17 protein-coding genes and 2 tRNA genes are annotated in these 18,406 nt (G+C 64.0%); 8 read left to right on the top strand and 11 right to left on the bottom strand.

Annotated features, from left to right (window positions below; all coding sequences use genetic code 11):
* The first annotated feature begins 14 nt into the window (after positions 1-14).
* Both fmt and truA read left to right on the top strand, forming a co-directional pair.
* Positions 15-938, top strand: coding sequence for a methionyl-tRNA formyltransferase (gene fmt, locus AC3WLX_RS19040; protein WP_492337101.1), 924 nt, complete (start codon positions 15-17; stop codon positions 936-938).
* 112 nt (positions 939-1,050) lie between these two features.
* Positions 1,051-1,788 carry a tRNA pseudouridine(38-40) synthase TruA gene (gene truA / locus AC3WLX_RS19035; protein ID WP_492337100.1) on the top strand — a complete coding sequence of 246 codons (738 nt, stop codon included), beginning with the start codon at positions 1,051-1,053 and terminating at the stop codon, positions 1,786-1,788.
* Positions 1,789-1,948: 160 nt separating this feature from the next.
* Here the strand turns inward: truA and dapE are convergent, their stop codons facing one another.
* The 11 genes from dapE to rpmH form a co-directional block, all read right to left on the bottom strand.
* Positions 1,949-3,115, bottom strand: a complete 1,167-nt coding sequence (dapE, locus tag AC3WLX_RS19030; RefSeq protein ID WP_492337099.1) for a succinyl-diaminopimelate desuccinylase — start codon at positions 3,113-3,115, stop codon at positions 1,949-1,951.
* On the bottom strand, positions 3,112-3,705 hold the full coding sequence (locus tag AC3WLX_RS19025; protein ID WP_492337098.1) for a DUF805 domain-containing protein: 594 nt from the start codon (positions 3,703-3,705) through the stop codon (positions 3,112-3,114). The genes dapE and AC3WLX_RS19025 overlap by 4 nt, the downstream gene beginning before the upstream one ends.
* Before the next feature lie 238 nt (positions 3,706-3,943).
* Entirely contained in the window at positions 3,944-4,789 is an 846-nt protein-coding gene (dapD, locus tag AC3WLX_RS19020) for a 2,3,4,5-tetrahydropyridine-2,6-dicarboxylate N-succinyltransferase (RefSeq protein WP_492337097.1), read from the bottom strand.
* A 240-nt stretch (positions 4,790-5,029) separates the two neighbouring features.
* Positions 5,030-5,719 (bottom strand): pyrimidine 5'-nucleotidase, encoded by a 690-nt coding sequence (locus tag AC3WLX_RS19015; protein ID WP_492337096.1) that lies wholly within the window; start codon positions 5,717-5,719, stop codon positions 5,030-5,032.
* Between the two features lie 13 nt (positions 5,720-5,732).
* Positions 5,733-6,719 carry a DUF1036 domain-containing protein gene (locus AC3WLX_RS19010; RefSeq protein ID WP_492337321.1) on the bottom strand — a complete coding sequence of 329 codons (987 nt, stop codon included), beginning with the start codon at positions 6,717-6,719 and terminating at the stop codon, positions 5,733-5,735.
* Positions 6,720-6,949: 230 nt separating this feature from the next.
* Positions 6,950-7,837 carry an acetylglutamate kinase gene (gene argB / locus AC3WLX_RS19005; RefSeq protein ID WP_492337095.1) on the bottom strand — a complete coding sequence of 296 codons (888 nt, stop codon included), beginning with the start codon at positions 7,835-7,837 and terminating at the stop codon, positions 6,950-6,952.
* A 252-nt stretch (positions 7,838-8,089) separates the two neighbouring features.
* On the bottom strand, positions 8,090-8,455 hold the full coding sequence (locus tag AC3WLX_RS19000; RefSeq protein WP_492337094.1) for a DUF423 domain-containing protein: 366 nt from the start codon (positions 8,453-8,455) through the stop codon (positions 8,090-8,092).
* A complete protein-coding gene (gene yihA, locus AC3WLX_RS18995; protein ID WP_291629114.1) occupies positions 8,455-9,108 on the bottom strand; it encodes a ribosome biogenesis GTP-binding protein YihA/YsxC in 654 nt (217 codons plus the stop codon). Before yihA ends, AC3WLX_RS19000 begins: the two co-directional genes overlap by 1 nt.
* Before the next feature lie 113 nt (positions 9,109-9,221).
* Positions 9,222-11,093 carry a membrane protein insertase YidC gene (gene yidC, locus AC3WLX_RS18990; protein ID WP_492337093.1) on the bottom strand — a complete coding sequence of 624 codons (1,872 nt, stop codon included), beginning with the start codon at positions 11,091-11,093 and terminating at the stop codon, positions 9,222-9,224.
* 16 nt (positions 11,094-11,109) lie between these two features.
* On the bottom strand, positions 11,110-11,496 hold the full coding sequence (gene rnpA / locus AC3WLX_RS18985) for a ribonuclease P protein component (RefSeq protein WP_492337092.1): 387 nt from the start codon (positions 11,494-11,496) through the stop codon (positions 11,110-11,112).
* Positions 11,497-11,522: 26 nt separating this feature from the next.
* Entirely contained in the window at positions 11,523-11,657 is a 135-nt protein-coding gene (rpmH, locus tag AC3WLX_RS18980) for a 50S ribosomal protein L34 (RefSeq protein ID WP_008542748.1), read from the bottom strand.
* Between the two features lie 349 nt (positions 11,658-12,006).
* Between rpmH and AC3WLX_RS18975 the strand changes: the two genes are divergently transcribed.
* From AC3WLX_RS18975 to AC3WLX_RS18950, 6 genes are all read left to right on the top strand, one after another.
* Positions 12,007-13,506: an ATP-binding protein gene (locus AC3WLX_RS18975; RefSeq protein WP_492337091.1), complete on the top strand. Its 1,500-nt coding sequence runs from the start codon at positions 12,007-12,009 to the stop codon at positions 13,504-13,506.
* A 229-nt stretch (positions 13,507-13,735) separates the two neighbouring features.
* A tRNA-Arg gene (locus tag AC3WLX_RS18970) sits at positions 13,736-13,812 on the top strand.
* 173 nt (positions 13,813-13,985) lie between these two features.
* Positions 13,986-15,494, top strand: a complete 1,509-nt coding sequence (locus tag AC3WLX_RS18965; RefSeq protein WP_492337090.1) for a TIGR03790 family protein — start codon at positions 13,986-13,988, stop codon at positions 15,492-15,494.
* Between the two features lie 163 nt (positions 15,495-15,657).
* Positions 15,658-15,754: transfer RNA gene (locus AC3WLX_RS18960), tRNA-OTHER, on the top strand.
* A gap of 74 nt (positions 15,755-15,828) precedes the next feature.
* The gene (queD, locus tag AC3WLX_RS18955; protein WP_492337089.1) at positions 15,829-16,185 is read left to right on the top strand and encodes a 6-carboxytetrahydropterin synthase QueD; all 357 of its coding nucleotides are present in this window, start codon (positions 15,829-15,831) and stop codon (positions 16,183-16,185) included.
* Between the two features lie 342 nt (positions 16,186-16,527).
* Positions 16,528-18,393, top strand: a complete 1,866-nt coding sequence (locus AC3WLX_RS18950; protein WP_492337088.1) for an adenylate/guanylate cyclase domain-containing protein — start codon at positions 16,528-16,530, stop codon at positions 18,391-18,393.
* Positions 18,394-18,406 lie beyond the last annotated feature (13 nt).

Genomic DNA, 18,406 nt, shown 5'->3' with positions numbered 1-18,406 from the left:
GATTGTCTCGCCACATGCCCCTCCGCCTGATCTTCATGGGCACGCCCGATTTCTCCGTGCCGACGCTGCTCGAGCTGGTCGCGCATGGCCACGAGATCGCGGCGGTCTACACCCGCGCGCCGAAGCCGGGCGGCCGGCGCGGCCTGCAATTGCAGCCGACCCCGGTCGAGGACGCCGCGCGAAAACTCGGCATCCCCGTGCTGACGCCGAAGACGCTGAAGACGCAGGAGGTGCTCGACGAGTTTCGCGCCTTCGAGGCCGACGCCGCCGTCGTCGTCGCCTACGGCATGATCCTGCCGCAGGCGATCCTCGATGCGCCCAGGCTCGGCTGCTACAATCTGCATGCCTCGCTGCTGCCGCGCTGGCGCGGCGCCGCGCCGATCAACCGCGCGATCATGGCTGATGATGCCGAAAGCGGCGTCATGGTGATGAAGATGGACGTCGGCCTCGATACCGGCGACGTTGCCATGGCCGAGCGCGTCGCGATCACCGATAGCATGACGGCGGCAGACTTGCACGATCGGCTCTCCCGATTGGGCGCCGATCTGATGGTGCGCGCCATGGCCGCGCTCGACCGCGGCGGGCTCCAGCTCAAAAAGCAGAGCGAGGACGGCGTCACCTATGCCGCCAAGATCGACAAGGCCGAGGCGCGGATCGACTGGACCAAGCCGGCGCGCGCGGTGCTGCGCCACATCCATGGCCTGTCGCCGTTTCCCGGCGCCTGGGCCGAGCTCGACGGTGCGCGCGTAAAAATCCTGCGCTGTGAATTGACGAAAGGCGCCGGCGCCCCTGGCGACGTGCTCGACGATCAGCTTACCGTCGCCTGCGGCGACGGCGCCATCCGCATCATCGAGCTGCAGCGCGAGGGCAAGGCCCGCATGCAGGCCGCGGACTTCCTGCGCGGCGTGCCGCTGAAGGCGGGATCGAAGTTCGGCTAGCCACCTCGTCATACGCGGGCTTGACCCGCGTATCCATCTTCTAACAAGAGTCTTTCCTCGGCGATGGATTGCCGGGTCAAGCCCGGCAATGACACCGGACAAGATCGGATAGATGCCCCGCTACAAGCTCACCATCGAATATGACGGCGCGCCGTTCTTCGGCTGGCAGGTGCAGGAGACGCTGCCGTCGGTGCAGGGCGCGCTACAGGCTGCCGTGAAAGCCATGACGGGCACGGATTTGCGCGTGCATGGTGCGGGCCGCACCGATGCCGGCGTGCATGCGCGCGGGCAGGTCGCGCATGTCGACGTCGACAAGCAGTTTCCGCCGGGACGCTTTCGCGACGGGCTCAACGCGCATCTGCGCCCGCATCCGATCGCGGTGCTGGAAGCCGAGATCGTGCCCGACAGTTTCGAGGCGCGCTTCTCGGCCATCAAGCGCCACTACCGCTATCGCATCGTCAACACCCGCGCCAATCTCGCGCTCGATATAGGCCACGCCTGGCGCGTGCCGCGCAAGCTCGACACTGAGGCGATGCATGTGGCGGCGCAGCGCCTGCTCGGCAAGCACGATTTCACGACGTTCCGCGATACCGAGTGCCAGGCCAAATCGCCGGAGAAGACGCTCGACCAGCTCGACGTGATCCGCGACGGCCGCGAGATCACCGTGATCACCTCGGCGCGCTCGTTCCTGCACAGCCAGGTGCGCTCGATGGTGGGATCCTTGGTCTGGGTCGGCGAGGGCCGCTGGACGGCAGACGATCTCTCCGCCGCTCTCGCCGCCCGCAACCGCGCCGCCTGCGGCATCGTCGCCCCGCCGGAAGGGCTGTATCTGATGCAGGTGGATTATTGAGGTGAGGCGCGCTGCTGCCACACCCTCAGTGTCATGCCCCGCGAAGGCGGGGCATCCAGTACGCCGCGGCCTCGCGGCTCAATCAAAACTGTCTCTGGAATACTGGATCGCCCGATTCAAGTCGGGCGATGACAGCTCTCTTTGTGGAGGCAACAGTGCCTCAAGCAAAATACCGCGTCAGGATCCCGCGATACACCCGCGTCAGCTTCTCCAGATCCGTCACCGGCACGCGCTCGTCGATCTGGTGCATGGTCTGGCCGACCAGCCCGAACTCGATCACGGGGCAGTAACTCGATATGAATCGCGCGTCCGAGGTGCCGCCTGATGTCGACAGCTCCGGCTTGCGGCCCGTCACCTCCTCGATCGCGGCGACCGCGAGGTCGGTGAACGGGCCGGGCTTGGTGACGAACACGTTGGAGTTCGAGGTCTCCCAGACGATGCGGGCCTTGATGCGGTTGCCGCAGGCCTTTGCGAGGCGCGTCTCGACCAGCTCGCGCAAGCTCGCCTGGGTGTGGTTGTCGTTGTAGCGGATGTTGAATCTGGCGCGGGCCTCGCCGGGGATCACGTTGAAGGCCTTGTTGCCGACATCGACCGAGACGAATTCGAGATTGGAGGCCTGGAATTGCGCGCTGCCATGGTCGAGCGGCTCGTCGGAGATCGCTACGATGAGTCTGGAGATGTCAGGCACCGGGTTGGCCGCGCGATGCGGATAGGCGACGTGCCCCTGCACGCCGTCGACCACGAGCGTGCCCGATTGCGAGCCGCGGCGGCCGACCTTGATGGTGTCGCCGAGCGTCTCGACATTGGAGGGCTCGCCGAGCACGCAATGATCGAATTTTTCGCCGCGTTCGGCGGCCCATTTGAGCAGCTTGATGGTGCCGTTGATGGAGACGTCTTCCTCGTCGCCGGTGATCAGGAAGGAGATCGAGCCCGTTCCGTCCGCGCGCGGCTTGCCGCCATTTGACGCGAGATGCTCCAGCGCCGCGGCGACCGAGCAGGCGATGCCGCCCTTCATGTCGACCGCGCCGCGGCCATGCAAGATACCGTCCTTCACCTCGCCGGAGAATGCGCCCACGCTCCAGGCGCTTTCGTCGCCCGGTGGCACCACGTCGGTGTGGCCGGCGAAGGTGATATGCGGGCCTTCGTTGCCGATCCGCGCGTATAGATTGTCGACGTCGGCGGTGCCTTCCTCGCTGAACGTCACGCGGTGACAGGTGAAGCCGGCCGAGCCGAGAGCTTTTTCGAGCACCCCGAGCGCACCGGCATCGGCCGGAGTGACTGAGGGGCAACGGATCAGGTCGCGGGCAATGGACAGAGCATCGGTCATGCTTCCGGCTTAACACGCCATTGCGGCGGTGGGCCAGCCTTCTGCGCCGGCATTTCGAGCTCACGTTGCTGATCCCAGCCCGGCCTTCCCTTGGGCGCGACGTGGAGCGGATCGGCGCCGAAGCGGTTGGTCTTCTTCGAGCCGCGGAAGAACAGCAACTCGATGCCGCCCCAGGTCGCGAGGATGAACGAGATCAGCCCGAGCGTGAAGCCGATATGATCGTTGCTGATCCGGTCCAGGAACTGGTTGATGAGTCCGGGCACGACAAAGAAGGGCAACCCCCACCAGGCGCTCTTGTCGCGGTCATGAAGCCGTTTGACGGAGGTCGCGGCGAACACCCATGTGAAAAGCGGCGTGCCGATCAGCTTGACCAGGATCAGCGGGAGGTCGGTCCGAGATACATCTCGATAGGTTTCGGGATCGACGACCTTGAAGATGTCGTCGACCGAAAAGCGGAAGGGGCGGGAGTCGAACGCCGCTATGATCGCGGCCATCAAGATCATCCAGCAGAGGATGATCAGACCGGCCAGCCAATATTTGGCGCGGCCGATGCGGCCGTTGAAGCGGAAGAGGTACCAGGTCCAGTCCAAGCGAGTGGCTCCGGGCGGAACGGGCCGCCCGGACATTGGTCGCGATGGAGGGAACGTGGGTTCGATCCAGTACCAAACCCGTCATCCTGAGGTGCGAGTGGCGCGATGCGAAGCATCGCGCCGGGAGCCTCGAAGGATGAACGGCCGAGACGCAGCCGCCAGCCGTCGCCCTTCGAGGGCCGCCGAAGGAGCGGCCGCCTCAGGGTGACGGGGAAAGGTTCGGGTTCGCGGCGCGAACTCAATCCCGCAGCAGCTCGTTGATGCTGGTCTTGGAGCGCGTGCGTTCGTCGACGCGCTTGACGATCACGGCGCAGGCGAGGCTGGGGCCGGGCTCGCCGTTCTTCATGGGCTTGCCGGGCAGGGCGCCGGGCACCACCACCGAATATTCGGGCACTTCGCCCATGAAGATCTCGCCGGTCTCGCGGTCGACGATCTTGGTCGAGGCGCCCAGGAACACGCCCATGGACAACACCGCGCCCTTGCGCACGATCACGCCTTCAGCCACCTCGGAGCGCGCGCCGATGAAGCAGTCGTCCTCGATGATGACGGGTTCGGCCTGCAGCGGCTCGAGCACGCCGCCGATGCCGACGCCGCCGGAGATGTGCACACGCTTGCCGATCTGGGCGCAGGAGCCGACGGTGGCCCAGGTGTCGACCATCGTGCTCTCATCGACGTAAGCGCCGAGATTGACGAAGGACGGCATCAGGACGACGTTCTTGGCGATGAAGGCCGAGCGGCGGACGATGGCGCCCGGCACCGCGCGAAAGCCGGCGTCGCGAAACCGGTTCTCGCCCCAGCCCTCGAACTTCGAGGGCACCTTGTCCCACCAGTTCGCCTTGCCGGGACCGCCGGGAATGACGCCCATGTCGCTGAGGCGGAAGGACAGCAGCACCGCCTTCTTCAGCCATTGATTGACCTTCCACTTGCCATCAGTGCCGCGCTCGGCAACGCGGGCCTCGCCCTTGTCCAGGATCTCCAGCGACTGGTCCACGGCCTCGCGCACCTCGCCCTTGGTCGTGGTCGAGATGCCGTCACGCGCGTCGAAGGCGCTGTTGATGGTGGATTCGAGGGCTGCAAGGGACATCGGGATTTCCTCTGGGGAAGCGTGGTTTCGCATCAATTGGAGCGCTTTTTCGGGATTTGGCGGGAGGAGTCAAGGCAAACTCCGCCGTCGTCCCGGGGCGCGCGAAGCGCGAGCCCGGGACCCATAGCCACAGTCAGCCGTTTGGCGAAGACTCGGAGCTCGTAGCCCGCATGAGCGAAGCGACATGCGGGACCGCCCGCGCCGATCCCGGATGTCGCTTCGCTCATCCGGGCTACGGACCTAGCGCGAGAGCCCCGCCAAAAACCCCGCCAGATCATCCGTGACGTGGTCGACATGGGCGGCGTCCCGGCCCTCCAGCTCCCAGTCCTCGCGCACCACCTCTTTGGTGCCATCGGGCACCACCAGCACGGTGGTCATGCCGAGCGCGTGCGGGACGGTGAGATTGCGGGCGAGGTCCTCGAACATGGCGGCGCTGGTCGGATCGACCGAATGATCGCTGAGGAATTTGCGGTAGGTCTGCTCCGCCGGCTTCGGCTCGAACCCAGCGGCGATGATGTCGAACACGCCGTCGAAATGGCCGGCGAAGCCGAGCCGCGCCAGCACGGCGTCGACATGGTCGACCGAGCCGTTGGTAAGGATCAGCTTGCGGCCGGGCAGCTTTGCGATGGCCGCGCCGAGCTCCGGGTTCGGCTCCAGCGGCGAGTGGTCGATCTCATGGACATAGGCGAGGTAGTCGTCGGCGGAGACGCCGTGCAGGGTCATCATGCCGCGCATCGTGGTGCCGAAGCGCAGATAGTAGTCCTTCTGGATCTTGCGCGCTTCCTCCCGGTCGACGTTCAGCCAGTTGCACACGAACTCGCCGATCCGCGCATCGACCTGCTGCCACAGATTGACGTGATGCGGGTAGAGCGTGTTGTCGAGGTCGAACACCCAGGTGTCCACGTGGTCGAAAGTGCGGGGCAAGTTCATCGAATCCTCTCGATCACGGCACTGCAAACCGCAGCGTCTTGCCGCCGCTCGACATGTCCACGGCGATGAAGCCCGTCGCGGCAAATCCGCGGGCGCCGCAATCGGCCTGCTCGCTGGTCTCGAACTTGGTCTCGCGCGTGCAGAGCTGCCTGTCGCCGCCCCAGTTCAGCGGCCGGTCCTTCAGCTTGACGACGCGGTTGTCGGCGTCCACCGCTTCCGCGAAACTGAAGATCTGCTTCGGCTGGCCCGATACGTCCGGATGCAGGCAGGTCCTGGGATCGATGCGATACCAGCCGCGGCTCGTCACCGACTTGCCGTCGTCGGTCGCGATCGCCGCCATCACTTTGTGCGGCGTGTCGTTGCACCAGGTGAGACCGCTGGCGGACGGCGTCTGCACCGCATCGACCATGGTCTTGAAGAAATTTTGCGAGCTGACGATGTCCGGCGACAAGCCGCGGCTCTTCAGGAACGCGGCGAGCGCAGCTTGCGTCTTCGGCCCGTCGACGCCGTCGATCGGCGCTGCGTCGTAGCCGGCGATCACCAGCAGCCGCTGGATGCCGGCGAGGCGCGCCTGCTCGTCGTCATATTCCGAGTTCTCGGCGAGATAGGCAATAAGGTTGCCGTCCGCGCCTTGGGTCGGCGTCACCTGCGTGAACGGAACCTGGGTCTGGCCGCTGCGGCACTGCCGCGCCGCGGCGATGACGAAATTGTCCTGCGCCACGCAGAGCATGTCGCTGCCGCTCTGCGGGATCGGGGACGCGCCGTAGACGCCGAGGGCGCGGGCGTTGAGCAGGATGCGGTCGGCCGTCAACGTACCCTGCACCACCACCCGGCAGGTGGCGGGATCGATCCTGAACCAGCCGCGCGTCGCGGTCGCCGCCTTGTCGTCGATGCCGATCGCGGCCTCCACAACATAGGACATGCGGTTGCAGATCTTGAGATCGGCGATCGCGGGCGCGGAGGAGAAAAGGAACGAGACTGCTGCGGCCGGCAGCGTCATCAGGAAGCGGGTGAGGGGGGAACGGCGGGGTCGCTGCGATCCCGTCATTCCGGGATGGTCCGAAGGACCAGACCCGGAATCTCGAGATTCCGGATTCGCCCTTCGGGTACTCCGGAATGACTGTGTAAGACGAGACACGTGGATGCCCGGGCCTTCGCCCCGCCGAAGCGGCTTCGGCCGCGCAGGCGGAACAAGCCCGGCGATCACGGCACCTCTCGGGTTCTCGTCTATCACTTGTGGATCAGCGTGCCCGTGCCCTGGTTGGTGAAGAGCTCGAGCAGCACCGCATGCTGCATCTTGCCGTCGATGATGACGACGCCCTCGACGCCCTGCTCGAGCGCGTAGATGCACGTCTCCACCTTCGGGATCATGCCGCCCGAAATGGTGCCGTCGGCGATCAGCTTTCGTGCGTCCTTGACCGAGAGCTGCGGGATCAGCTTCTTCGACTTGTCGAGCACGCCGGGCACGTCGGTGAGCAGCAACAGGCGCTTGGCCTTCAGCGCGCCCGCGACGGCGCCGGCAAAGGTGTCGGCGTTGACGTTCAGCGTCTGGCCATCCTTGGAGGTCGCGAGCGGCGCCAGCACCGGGATCAACTCGTAGCCGATCAGCTGGTTGAGCAGCGTGAGGTCGACCTTCTCGGGGTCGCCGACGAAGCCGAGATCGATGGCCTTCTCGATGTTCGAATCGGGATCGACGATGGTGCGCGTCGTCTTCGACGCCTTCACCATGTTGCCGTCCTTGCCGGACAGGCCCACGGCCTTGCCGCCGGCCTCGTTGATGTAGCCGACGATCTGCTTGTTGACCGAGCCGGCCAGCACCATCTCGACGATCTCGATGGTCGCGGCATCGGTGATGCGGAGGCCCGCGGCGAATTCGGAGACGATGCCGAGCCGCTTGAGCATGGTCGCGATCTGCGGCCCGCCGCCATGCACCACCACCGGATTGATCGCGGTCTGCTCGAGCAGCACGATGTCGCGGGCAAAGTTCTTCGCGGTCTCCTCGTCGCCCATGGCATGGCCGCCATATTTGATGACGATTGTTTCCTCGTCATACTGCTGCATGTGCGGCAGCGCTTCGGACAGGATGCGGGCCTGGTCGAGCGGGGAGATGTCGGTCATGTCGCGGTCTCGCTGGCGGGTCGAATGGTGCGCGTTCTATCCGATTGGCACGCGAGGCGCAAAGCGTGGTGTTCGCTCTTACCCTCCCCTGGAGGGGGAGGGTCGATCGCGCGCAGCGCGAGCGGGGTGGGGTGACGGTCTCTCCGCGATGAGCAGTGCCCGAGTGGAGGGATCACCCCGCCCCGGCTCATATTTCGCTATGCTCAACATGAGCCGACCCTCCCCCTCCAGGGGAGGGTAAGAAAGAGCGAGCTACTTTTTCGCCACCACCGCCGCCAGCGTCAGCGCCAGCCAGCCCGCGATCATCACCGTTCCGCCGGTCGGCGCCGCCATCGGAAACAGCGCGTGCCCGGCATATTGCCGCAAGGTGAGGTCGCCCGCGAACAGCGCGGCGCCGGTTACGAGGCCGAACGCCGCAACGAGGCCAATTCCGCCGTGCAGAAGGCTGCGCGCCAGCAGAGCTGCGGTCGCCAATACGGCACTTGCATGAAACAGCAGCATGGCGCTGGCGGAAGCGAGCCGGCTCGCATCCGCGCCGTGGGCGGCGGCCGCGGCCAGCGCGACGCCGGCGGCGCCCATCAATCCGGCAAGCCCGATCAGGAGGCGGTAGGCCACCATTACTTGCTCCGCTCTTCCAAGAGCTTCGCCATCGCTGCGCGCAAGCTCTCCATGCCGGTCGAACTGCGTGACGAGGTCGCGAGCACGGTCGGGAACGCGGCCGGATGCTTGGCCAGCGCCGCCTCGGTCTCGGCGATGCGCGCTTGCAGCTCGGCGGCCTTCACCTGGTCTGTCTTGGTCAGCACGATCTGGTAGCTGACGGCGGAACGGTCGAGCGTCTTCAGCACGTCGAGATCGACATCCTTGATCCCATGCCGCGCGTCGATCAGCACGTAGACGCGCGCCAGGGACGCGCGTCCCAGCAGGAATTTGTGGATCAGCTCGGTCCAGGACGCCACCTGGCTCTTCGGCGCCTTGGCATAGCCGTAGCCGGGCATGTCGACGAGGCGGAGGTCGGTTTTCCCGGGCACCTCGAAGAAGATCAGCTCCTGGGTGCGGCCCGGCGTATGCGAAGTGCGCGCCAGCGCGTTGCGCCCCGTGAGCGCGTTGATCAGGCTCGACTTGCCGACATTGGAGCGCCCCGCAAACGCGATCTCCAGCCCCGCCATCGGCGGCAGCGTTTCGATCGAAGGCGAGGCCCAGATGAACTGCCAGTCGCGTGCGAACAGTTTTCGCCCGGCCTCGATCAGCTTCGCATCTTTGTCGTCAGTCATGCGAAGCTCTTTTGTTGCACCGTCATTCCGGGATGGTCCGAAGGACCAGACCCGGAATCTCGAGGTTCCGGGTTCGATGCTTTGCATCGCCCCGGAATGACTGAGGGAGAGACCTACGTCGCTTTCCGTGCGAACGTCGCCTTGAGATTGTCGAATAACTCCACCTTCACGCCGTTGCGGCGCATGATGTAGCTCTGCTGGATCACCGAGAGCAGATTGTTCCAGGCCCAGTAGATCACGAGACCTGCCGGGAAGCCGGCCAGCATGAAGGTGAAGATCAGCGGCATCCAATTGAAGATGAGCTGCTGGGTCGGATCCGGCGGCGTCGGGTTCAGCTTCATCTGGAACCACATCGTGATGCCCATGATGATCGGCCAGATTCCGAGCGCGAGGTAATGGCCGAACACCGGAATCGTGGTCGGATCGAATGGGATCAGCCCGAACAGGTTGAAGAGATTGGTCGGGTCCGGCGCCGAGAGGTCCTTGATCCAGCCGAAGAACGGCGCGTGCCGCATCTCGATGGTGACGAACAGCACCTTGTAGAGCGCGAAGAACACCGGGATCTGGATCAGCACGGGAAGACAGCCGGCGACCGGATTGATCTTCTCCTTGCGGTAGATCTCCATCATCTCCTGCTGCTGCTTCACCTTGTCGTCGGGGTAGCGCTCCTTCAGCGCCAAAAGCTGCGGCTGGATCGACTTCATCTTCGCCATCGAGGCGTAGGACTTGTTCGCCAGCGGGAAGAACAACAGCTTCACGATCACGGTCACGAGGAGGATCGAGATGCCGAAATTGCCGAAGAAGCGGAAGAAGAAGTCGAGGCCGAGGAACATCGGCTTGGTGAGGAAGTAGAACCAACCCCAGTCGATCAGCAGGTCGAACTGATTGAGGCCAAGCGCCTTGTTGTAGCCGCCGAGGCCTACGAGCGGGAAGTTGATGCCGACCACGCCGGCTTCTTTGGCCCCTGCGAACAGCCGCGCGTTCGCCGTCGCGGTGCCGCCGATCGCGACGGTGACGGGGTCGAGCAGATAGTCGGTCTGGTAGGTGTGGGCCTTGCCGACCGGGTTCGACGAGAAACGCGCCTGGAGCTGGGCGTTGGTGTCCGGCAGCAGCGCGGAGGCCCAGTATTTATCAGTAATGCCGAGCCAGCCATTGGTGGCCTTGAAGTTCACCTGCTTGGCTTCGTCGATCTTGCTGTAGGCATATTCCTGCAGCCTGTGTTCGCCGAGATAGCCGATCAGGCCTTCATGCAGGATATAGTAGCCGGAGACATGCGGCGCGCCGTGGCGCGAGATCAGCGCGAACGGGTACAGCGTGACCGGCGCATTGCCCACATTGCTCACCTCGTCCTTGATGGTGAAGAGATAATGGTCGTCGACCGCGATGGTGCGGCGGAAGGTGAGGCCGTCGCCATTGTCCCATTTCAACACCACCGGCGTCGACGGCGTCAGGCTGCCGCTGCCCTCTTGCTGCCAGACGGTCTGCGCATCCGGCATCTTTGCCGTCACGCCTGTCGCCGCAACCCAGCCGAACTCGGCGTAATAGGGCTCCGCCGTGCCCGAGGGCGAATAGAGGATGATCGGCGGCGATTTCGGGTCGACCGTCTCGCGATATTGTACCAGCGCGATGTCGTCGATACGGCCGCCCTTTAGGGAGATGCTTCCGGCAATGCGCGGCGTCTCGATCTTGACACGCGGGCTCGCTGCAATGGCGGTCTCACGCGCAATGACGGGCTGGGCCTGGTTCACGGCCGGCGTCGACGGCTGGGCCGCACCGGGCTGCGGTGCGCTGCCCGGCGTTGCCGGCGCGCCGCCTGGCGTCGCCGACGCGCCCGGCTGCGGCGTCGTGCCCTTCTGGAGCTCGGCCTGCGCCTGCTGCTGGGCGCGCTGCTTCTCCATCTGCGGCACGTTGTAGAAGTACTGCCAGGCGATCAGGACGAGGCCCGACAGAATGACGGCGAGGATGGTATTGCGATTGTCGGTCATCTCGATTGTCTCGTCATCAATCCGGTTTGCGGCTGGCAGCGGGAGCGGGGCCTGGCCTCTGGCCGCGGGCTTTGGCCGTATGCCGCGCGGGCTTCGTGAACGCTATGCGCAGATCGTCGAGCATGGTGGCGAAGTCGCGCGAGAGCGCGTCCTTTCGTCCGACCAGGACATAATCGTGATGGGGCTGGATCGACACCGGATCGAGCCGCTTCACCAATTCGCGAAGCCTGCGCCGGATGCGATTTCGCTCGGGGGCGTTGCCGTTCTTTTTGGTGACGGTGAAGCCGATCCTGGCAGGGCCGGAATCATCGCGGGAGCGGCTTTGAAGCACGAACGCGGGACTATTCACCCGCGCGCCATTGGCAACGGCGAGGAAATCCGCCCGCTGCCTCAGCCGATCCATGATGAAATCCCAAAAGGGGGTCCGGCTCAGGCGCTCAGACGCTTGCGGCCGCGGGCGCGGCGGGCGGCGAGAACCTTGCGGCCGCCGGCAGTGGCGAGACGGGCACGGAAGCCGTGACGGCGCTTGCGCACCAGTTTGCTGGGTTGATAAGTCCGCTTCACGGGTTTTTCTCCGCTGACCGGGCAATTTGCCTGTAGAAGTGAAGGTAAAGTCCGGAAGATGCGGCCCAAACGGGCCCTTTTCGGCCCCAAGAGAGCCGCTCCCGGCGTCACACCGGGTCATCGCGGACAGTTGGCGCGGCTTATAAGGGAGTGCCTTGTTCTCGTCAACGCCGCACAGGCGCACGCTTCCGGTGAATATCGCGGTCTGCAAGGGGTTTTTAACCCTAGAGGTGGCGACTCGCGATATCAGCGCTTACATCACACCTCGGCAGATTAGCGATCCGTAATTTGACCGAACTCGGGGCCGGTCGCATCCTCCACCAGCCAAAGGCCAACAGGGGCGAACTTCGTGGCAGCCACAGATCGCCAGCCGATCCAGGACCTGGATCAGCCGGACCAGCCGGCGACGCGGCCCCGCAACTCGCGCGGGCTCGGGCTGTCCGGTAAGCTGCTGCTGCTCACCGTTCCCCTGGTGATGATCGCCGCCGTGCTGCTCTACGTGCCCGCCATCGCCAATTTCTGGGTCAACCGGCTGAACGACCGTGTCGCGGCGGCCAATACCGCTGCGCTGGTGCTGGATGCCGCGCCGCTCGGCATGGTTCCCGATTCGCTGTCGCGGGAGATCCTGAAAAGCATCAATGCCCGCGCCGTCGCCATCAAGATGGGTCAGCAGCGCCGGCTGCTCGCCAGCGACAACATTCCGGCCGCCATCGAGCATGACCTCGACCTGCGCGACATGACGGCCTGGGAAGCCATCACCGGCTCGTTCCGGATGATGCTGGAGACCGGCAACCAGGCCATCCGCATCGTCGGTCCCGGGGTTGGCAATGCCCAGTTCATCGAGATCGTCACCGACGAACTTCCATTGCGGAAGCAGATGTACCGCTTCTCCCGCAACCTCGTGGTGGTCGCGCTGATCATCGCCGTGCTGACCGCGGGTCTCGTCTATCTTGCGCTCCATTATCTCTTCGTCCGTCCGATGCGGCGGCTGACCGCGAGCCTCGTCGGCTTCCACGAGAACCCCGAGAGCTCGGCCGGCATCATCGTGCCGAGCCAGCGCAGCGACGAGATCGGGGTCGCCGAGCGCGAATTGTCCGACATGCAGCGCGACCTGATGTCGATGCTGAATCAGAAGAGCCGGCTCGCCGCGCTCGGCCTTGCCGTGTCCAAGATCAACCACGACCTGCGCAATCTGCTCGCCTCGGCCCAGCTGCTGTCGGACCAGCTGGCCAGCGTGCCGGATCCGCGGGTGCAGCGCTTTGCGCCCAAGCTGGTGCGCTCGCTCGAGCGCGCCATCGCCTTCTGCCAGTCGACCTTGTCCTATGGCCGCGCCCAGGAGGCCGCGCCCGATCGCCGCATGGTCCTGATCGAGCCGGTCGTGATGGAGGTGCGCGAGACCGCAGGTCTCGCCTCCGACGCCTCGATCGCCTGGGTCGCCGCGATCGAGCGCGGGCTCGCGGTCGATGCCGATCCCGACCAGCTGTTCCGGGTGCTGCTCAATCTCGTCCGAAACGCCGCCCAGGCGCTCGAAAGCCATGCGGCGGGCGAGGGTGGGGCGCAGCAGATCCGGATCACCGGCAAGCGCGAGGGCGCCGTCGCCATTCTCGAGATCTCCGACACCGGCCCCGGGGTCCCCAAGAAGACCCGGGAACGCCTGTTCGAGGCCTTCCAGACCTCCGGTCGCCCCGGCGGCAGCGGCCTTGGCCTTGCCATTGCCGCCGAGCTGGTCCGCGCCCATGGCGGCGACATCCACCTCGTCGAAGGCACCATCGGCGCCACCTTCCGCATCGTGATCCCCGACCGCCCCGTGGAACTGCTCTCCATCCGCAACGAGCGGCAGAGGGCGTAGGTCGGCCAGAGGCCGACCGAGCCGGGCAATCTTCATTGCGTCCGTCATTCCGGGCTCGCGACTTCGTCGCGCCCGGAATGACGACCTGAGATGCGGAAATGCGCAAAAATCTCCCCCTTCCGGACCTTGCCAATCGGGGCAAGAGCGGTTAGTCAGAGCGCTCTTTCGCACCCCTCCGGCTCCGCCGGGGGCTGCTTGCGGGTCCATGCCCGCGCTGTTTGCGAAAAACGCGCCCGTAGCTCAGCTGGATAGAGCATCAGACTACGAATCTGAGGGTCGGACGTTCGAATCGTTCCGGGCGCGCCATTTGCCTCGTTGAAATCTCACGCCTTTGCCGTCTTCTTCTGTTTTGGGAGAGGGCGTGGTTTGCAGTTGGCTGGCAAACTTTGTTGGCGGTGAGTTCTCGAATTGAAGATCGCTTGCTCATCCGGTCAGATCTCGAACGGAGATCAGGTATACAAGTCAATCGACGAGGCGGGATGGTCCATTTACTTTTTTCTTTGGCAGCGCGTCCGCAGCGAGTGCGACCTGGCAGCGTAGGGGGCTGCGGCGGGGTTGCCGACCCAGCCGCGGTCGCAAAGATTCAGAACGGCTGCGATTTCGGAAAACGATTTGTCCCAATTATTCTTGTCGCGATCGCGCATCTGCCGTCGTTCGCAGCTGCACAGACCCCGTCGCTCACTGAATCTGTGAATGTGCTTGATGCAAACTCCTCAGTCGTGGCGACGTTATCCGTACCGCGGTCTGGCATTCAAAGTTCAGAAGTTGCGGTCCTGATCAATGACAACGATCCGCAGTCGGTGGAGGTTGCGAGCTACTATCAGCGGGTGAGAAATCTTCCCAACCGGAACATGATTCATTTGAGTTTCGAGCAAGACAAAATCTTTCCCGGACTTCCTGCAAATAACGGTATTGATCCTGCGGAGTTCGCGGCGCTCAAGCGGCAGGTGGATGCCCAGGCAGGTCCGGAAATTCAGGCGTTTGTGATTTCCTGGAGTAAGCCGTTTCGCATCGCGCGTTTCAACTACTACCCCACGAATTATTCAATCACGAGCGCCTTCGCCTTTGGAATAGATATGCAGTACCTCACGAGCAGGAGTTGTGACAGCACCCCGCTCAATCCGTATTACGATTCACGATCGACAATGCCATATACGGATTTTCGCATTCGCCCAGCCATGATGCTCGCAGGTGAAAGCGCGGCGAGTGTAAAAGCGACGATCGACAAGGGCCTGAAGGCGGATCGAAGCCTTCCGAGAGGGAACGGCTGGTTCGTGAGAACCGCTGACAATGCGAGGAGCATGCCTCGATATCCCGACTTCCAGGCAACTGTTCAAAACTGGAATCGTCCAGAAGCACTCAGGATGACTTACTACGACCGTTCGAGACCAGGTGGGCCGTCGGAAGTCAAAAACACCAAGGATATCCTGTTCTACCAGACGGGATTGGCGAACGTCCCAGGTCTCAACACAAACACCTATATTCCTGGGGCTCTGGCGGACTCGCTTACCTCGGGCGGAGGTGATTTGTTCGGGTCGAATCAAATGAGCGCACTCCGCTGGCTCGAAGCTGGGGTCGCAGCAAGTTACGGCACGGTGACCGAGCCCTGTGCATATGCAGACAAATTTCCCGCCGCTTCAGTCCTCGTGAAGAACTATTTCCTCGGCAACACAGCCCTTGAGGCCTACACGAAATCGGTCCGACAGCCGTCCCAAGGCGTCTTCATAGGCGATCCGCTGGCAAGACCCTTCGGTACGCAGGCGACGCTTGTGAACGAAGTTCTCAGTATCAATACGTCGATCCTTGAACCCGGCGTAGACTACAATCTTTACTCGGCTCCATCCACGACCGGCCCGTTTTCGCTGATCAGCACTATTTCGGTGCCAGATTATCGCTTCACGACGATCACCCTGCCGGGGATGAAGGCGCCGTTCTACAAACTGGAGCGCGAAGGTGAGAGTGCTCCGCGATCGGATCGACGCAATTAAGAGAGCTGTCACGCGTGGCCGGGCGGGGACGTCCCCGAAGCCTTTCGACGTTCCGTCCCGTCAGGTTTCTGAATGATGATCTGAGCAAATCGTCCGTCGGGACTCTCAAAAAGTCCATCTGGCTCAAAGAGCGACGCGAGATGGTTAATCGCGCCGCAGAACCGCGCTTGTCAGGTTGGTGATGACGAGCTAAGGCAACTCGCAACCATGGCAGACTAGGAATCTGAGAGTCGGACGTTCGAATCGTTCCGGGCGCGCCATTCTTTGACGGAAAGTCAGGACAAGGCAGCATCCGGTGGCCAGGCCGGATGGGCCACGCCGCGTGAGGAGCTGGATGAGGATATCGCAGGCGTTCAAGTTCGAGGCGGCGCATCGGCTGCCCAACGTGCCCGACACTCACCGGTGCCACCGGATGCACGGTCATTCCTATCGGGTCGAAGTCCAGCTCGACGGACCGGTGGATCCGCACACCGGCTTCGTCGCCGACTTCTTCGATATCGAAAAAAGCTTCGCCGACATCATGGGCGCGCTGGACCACCATTGCCTGAACGAGGTCGGGGGCTTGGAGAATCCGACCGCCGAGAACATCGCGATCTGGATCTGGGACCGGCTGAAGCCAGGCCTGCCGCAGCTGTGGGCGGTCCGCGTTTATGAGACGGCGGATTGCTGGGCCGAATATCAGGGGCGGTGACGACGGCCCGTCGCTGAGCCCGCCCGGGCTCCCCGTGGCCATGAACGCAGCTGCCCATCGTGCGGATGAGCATCGGACCGGGCTCGAAGCCGCTCCGAAAGTGTGACGAGCCGCTCTTTCCGGCCTCAGCTCAAGGCTGCCTATACGGGAACCCGCAGGGAAACTCAGAATCAGCCAAATGCGCGGAGCGCCGCTGCCTGCGTGCTGCCGCACGGGTCTCATTACTCACGCACATATGAGGTGTGTTGATAACCCCATGCGGATTGGAAGGTTTAGTTTCAAGCTGGGGGGCGAATGTCCCCAATTCAGTTTGTGCTTGGCCATGGGACCGGGGAACCGTTGATGGAACGCAAGCTCGCCGCGATCATGGCTGCCGACATCGTCAGCTACAGCCTGATGATGGCCGAAAACGAGGCCTCCACCTATAAAGAGCTGCGCACGGTCTTCGACAATCTGATCGGACCCACGGTCGCGCAGCATGGTGGCCGCATCTTCAAGATGACCGGGGACGGGTTTCTGGCGATGTTTCCCAGCGTCAACGAAGCCGTCGATGCGGGCTCTGCCATCCAGCAAGGATTCGACAACGCCCCGTTCGAGCTGCGCATAGGCATCAACCTCGGTGACGTCATCGAGGATAATGGCGATATGTACGGCGACGGCGTCAATGTCGCCACACGGCTCGAGGCGATGGCCGATCCCGGTAGCATCTTCGTCAGCGGCGCTGTCGTCATGGCCGCAGATCGCAATCGCGGCGAGGTGTTTGCGCGTGTGGGCCGCAGGCGCGCCAAAAACATTCCCGAGCGTCTCAATGTCTACCGGGTACGACGCGCGCAATCCTCGTGGTCTCGCTGGCGAAAAGTCCCGCGCGTTCTACGCGGGACCGCTGCGCGCTGGTCGTATGGCGTCGCCGCGATAGCCCTTGTGCTCATCGGCACCCAAATCCAGCCGCTGTCCCTGGCGGCGATGGTCAGCCGGCTCCCGGCCGCGCTGTCTTTCGACCAGACCCGCGCCGACCCGCGGCCGTCAGTTGCGGTCATGCCCTTTGCGACCATGGGCGGTGACCAGTCGTACTTCGCAGACGGGCTGACCGAGGATGTGACCACGGCGCTTGCAAGGAATTCCGAGCTTCAGATCATCGCGCGCGACTCTACCTATGCCGTGCGCGGGCAAGAAAGCGATACGCGCAAGCTCGGGGCAAAGCTGGGCGTTTCCTACGTGGTGGAAGGCAGCGCGCGCCGCGAGGGAGAGCGGCTTCGCGTCTCGGCGCAGCTGATCGACGTGAAATCGGGCGCGCATCTCTGGTCGCGCAGCTTCGACAGGCAGGTTGCCGACGTCTTCACCGTACAAAGCGAGCTAACCACGGAAATCGTCGCCCAGCTCGCGCCGTATATCGGCCGAAGTGAAGCCATCGCTGCCGCGCAACGTCCGACCGACAACCTTCAGGCTTACGATCTTCTCCTGCGGGCTCGTCATCGATACCGGCATGGCGTCCAGGATGCGGAAGCACTTGTGGAGGCACGCGGCATGTATCAGCGCGCGCTGGAAATGGACCCGGCCTATGCCGCCGCCCGAGCGGGCTTGGCTCTCACTTACATCGCGGATGTGGCCAGGAGGTCGAATGGTCGGGCGACGGCGCATGAGCTGGAACTGGGTCTCAGCGAAGCGCGCCAGGCTGTGCGCCTCGATCCCAATCTCTCGCTCGGCTATCAGGTGATCAGCTTCGGGCTGGCGGTGCAGGGCGATTATGCGGGCGGCTTGCAGGCCGCCAAGCGCGCCGTCGAACTGAATCCCAATGACCCCGACAGCATGATGGCATTGGCAAAGGCGCAAGTCCGCTTCGGGGACTACGCTGACGCCGTTGCCAATGCCGAGCGAGCACGTCGGCTTCATCCCATGGCACCGGAATATTACGCCTATGTGCATGGTCAGGCGCTTTACGCCGCTGATCGTCGCGATGAGTCGGCTAGCGTGATCTCCGAATGCCTTGTCAGGGCGCCGCGCGATGCCAACTGCCTGCTGATCCAGGCTGCGCTGCAAGGGCGGCGCGGCGATATAGAAGCGGCGCAGCTGACGATGGCAAGCTTGGTAGGGTCCCAACCGACATTTTCGTTGGAGGCAGAGCGCTCTTATCGCCGGTTCGGCAACAAGCCGCTCATGGAGCAGTTCCTCAACGACCTGACGCGGGCGAAGGCACCGGGAACTGCGTAATAGGATTGCCGCG

The organism is Bradyrhizobium sp. FW305-F6, from assembly GCF_058782905.1.
The sequence above is the reverse complement of the archived record's forward strand: the minus strand, read 5'-3'. Positions and strand labels throughout refer to the sequence as shown.

What these genes read in the sequence shown, in the direction of transcription:
- fmt (WP_492337101.1), top strand. Translation starts at nt 15, where the DNA reads ATGCCCCTCCGCCTGATCTTCATGGGCACGCCCGATTTCTCCGTGCCG.
- truA (WP_492337100.1), top strand. Translation starts at nt 1,051, where the DNA reads ATGCCCCGCTACAAGCTCACCATCGAATATGACGGCGCGCCGTTCTTC.
- dapE (WP_492337099.1), bottom strand. Translation starts at nt 3,115, where the DNA reads ATGACCGATGCTCTGTCCATTGCCCGCGACCTGATCCGTTGCCCCTCA.
- dapD (WP_492337097.1), bottom strand. Translation starts at nt 4,789, where the DNA reads ATGTCCCTTGCAGCCCTCGAATCCACCATCAACAGCGCCTTCGACGCG.
- AC3WLX_RS19015 (WP_492337096.1), bottom strand. Translation starts at nt 5,719, where the DNA reads ATGAACTTGCCCCGCACTTTCGACCACGTGGACACCTGGGTGTTCGAC.
- AC3WLX_RS19010 (WP_492337321.1), bottom strand. Translation starts at nt 6,719, where the DNA reads ATGACGCTGCCGGCCGCAGCAGTCTCGTTCCTTTTCTCCTCCGCGCCC.
- argB (WP_492337095.1), bottom strand. Translation starts at nt 7,837, where the DNA reads ATGACCGACATCTCCCCGCTCGACCAGGCCCGCATCCTGTCCGAAGCG.
- AC3WLX_RS19000 (WP_492337094.1), bottom strand. Translation starts at nt 8,455, where the DNA reads ATGGTGGCCTACCGCCTCCTGATCGGGCTTGCCGGATTGATGGGCGCC.
- yihA (WP_291629114.1), bottom strand. Translation starts at nt 9,108, where the DNA reads ATGACTGACGACAAAGATGCGAAGCTGATCGAGGCCGGGCGAAAACTG.
- yidC (WP_492337093.1), bottom strand. Translation starts at nt 11,093, where the DNA reads ATGACCGACAATCGCAATACCATCCTCGCCGTCATTCTGTCGGGCCTC.
- rnpA (WP_492337092.1), bottom strand. Translation starts at nt 11,496, where the DNA reads ATGGATCGGCTGAGGCAGCGGGCGGATTTCCTCGCCGTTGCCAATGGC.
- AC3WLX_RS18965 (WP_492337090.1), top strand. Translation starts at nt 13,986, where the DNA reads ATGGTCCATTTACTTTTTTCTTTGGCAGCGCGTCCGCAGCGAGTGCGA.
- queD (WP_492337089.1), top strand. Translation starts at nt 15,829, where the DNA reads ATGAGGATATCGCAGGCGTTCAAGTTCGAGGCGGCGCATCGGCTGCCC.
- AC3WLX_RS18950 (WP_492337088.1), top strand. Translation starts at nt 16,528, where the DNA reads ATGGAACGCAAGCTCGCCGCGATCATGGCTGCCGACATCGTCAGCTAC.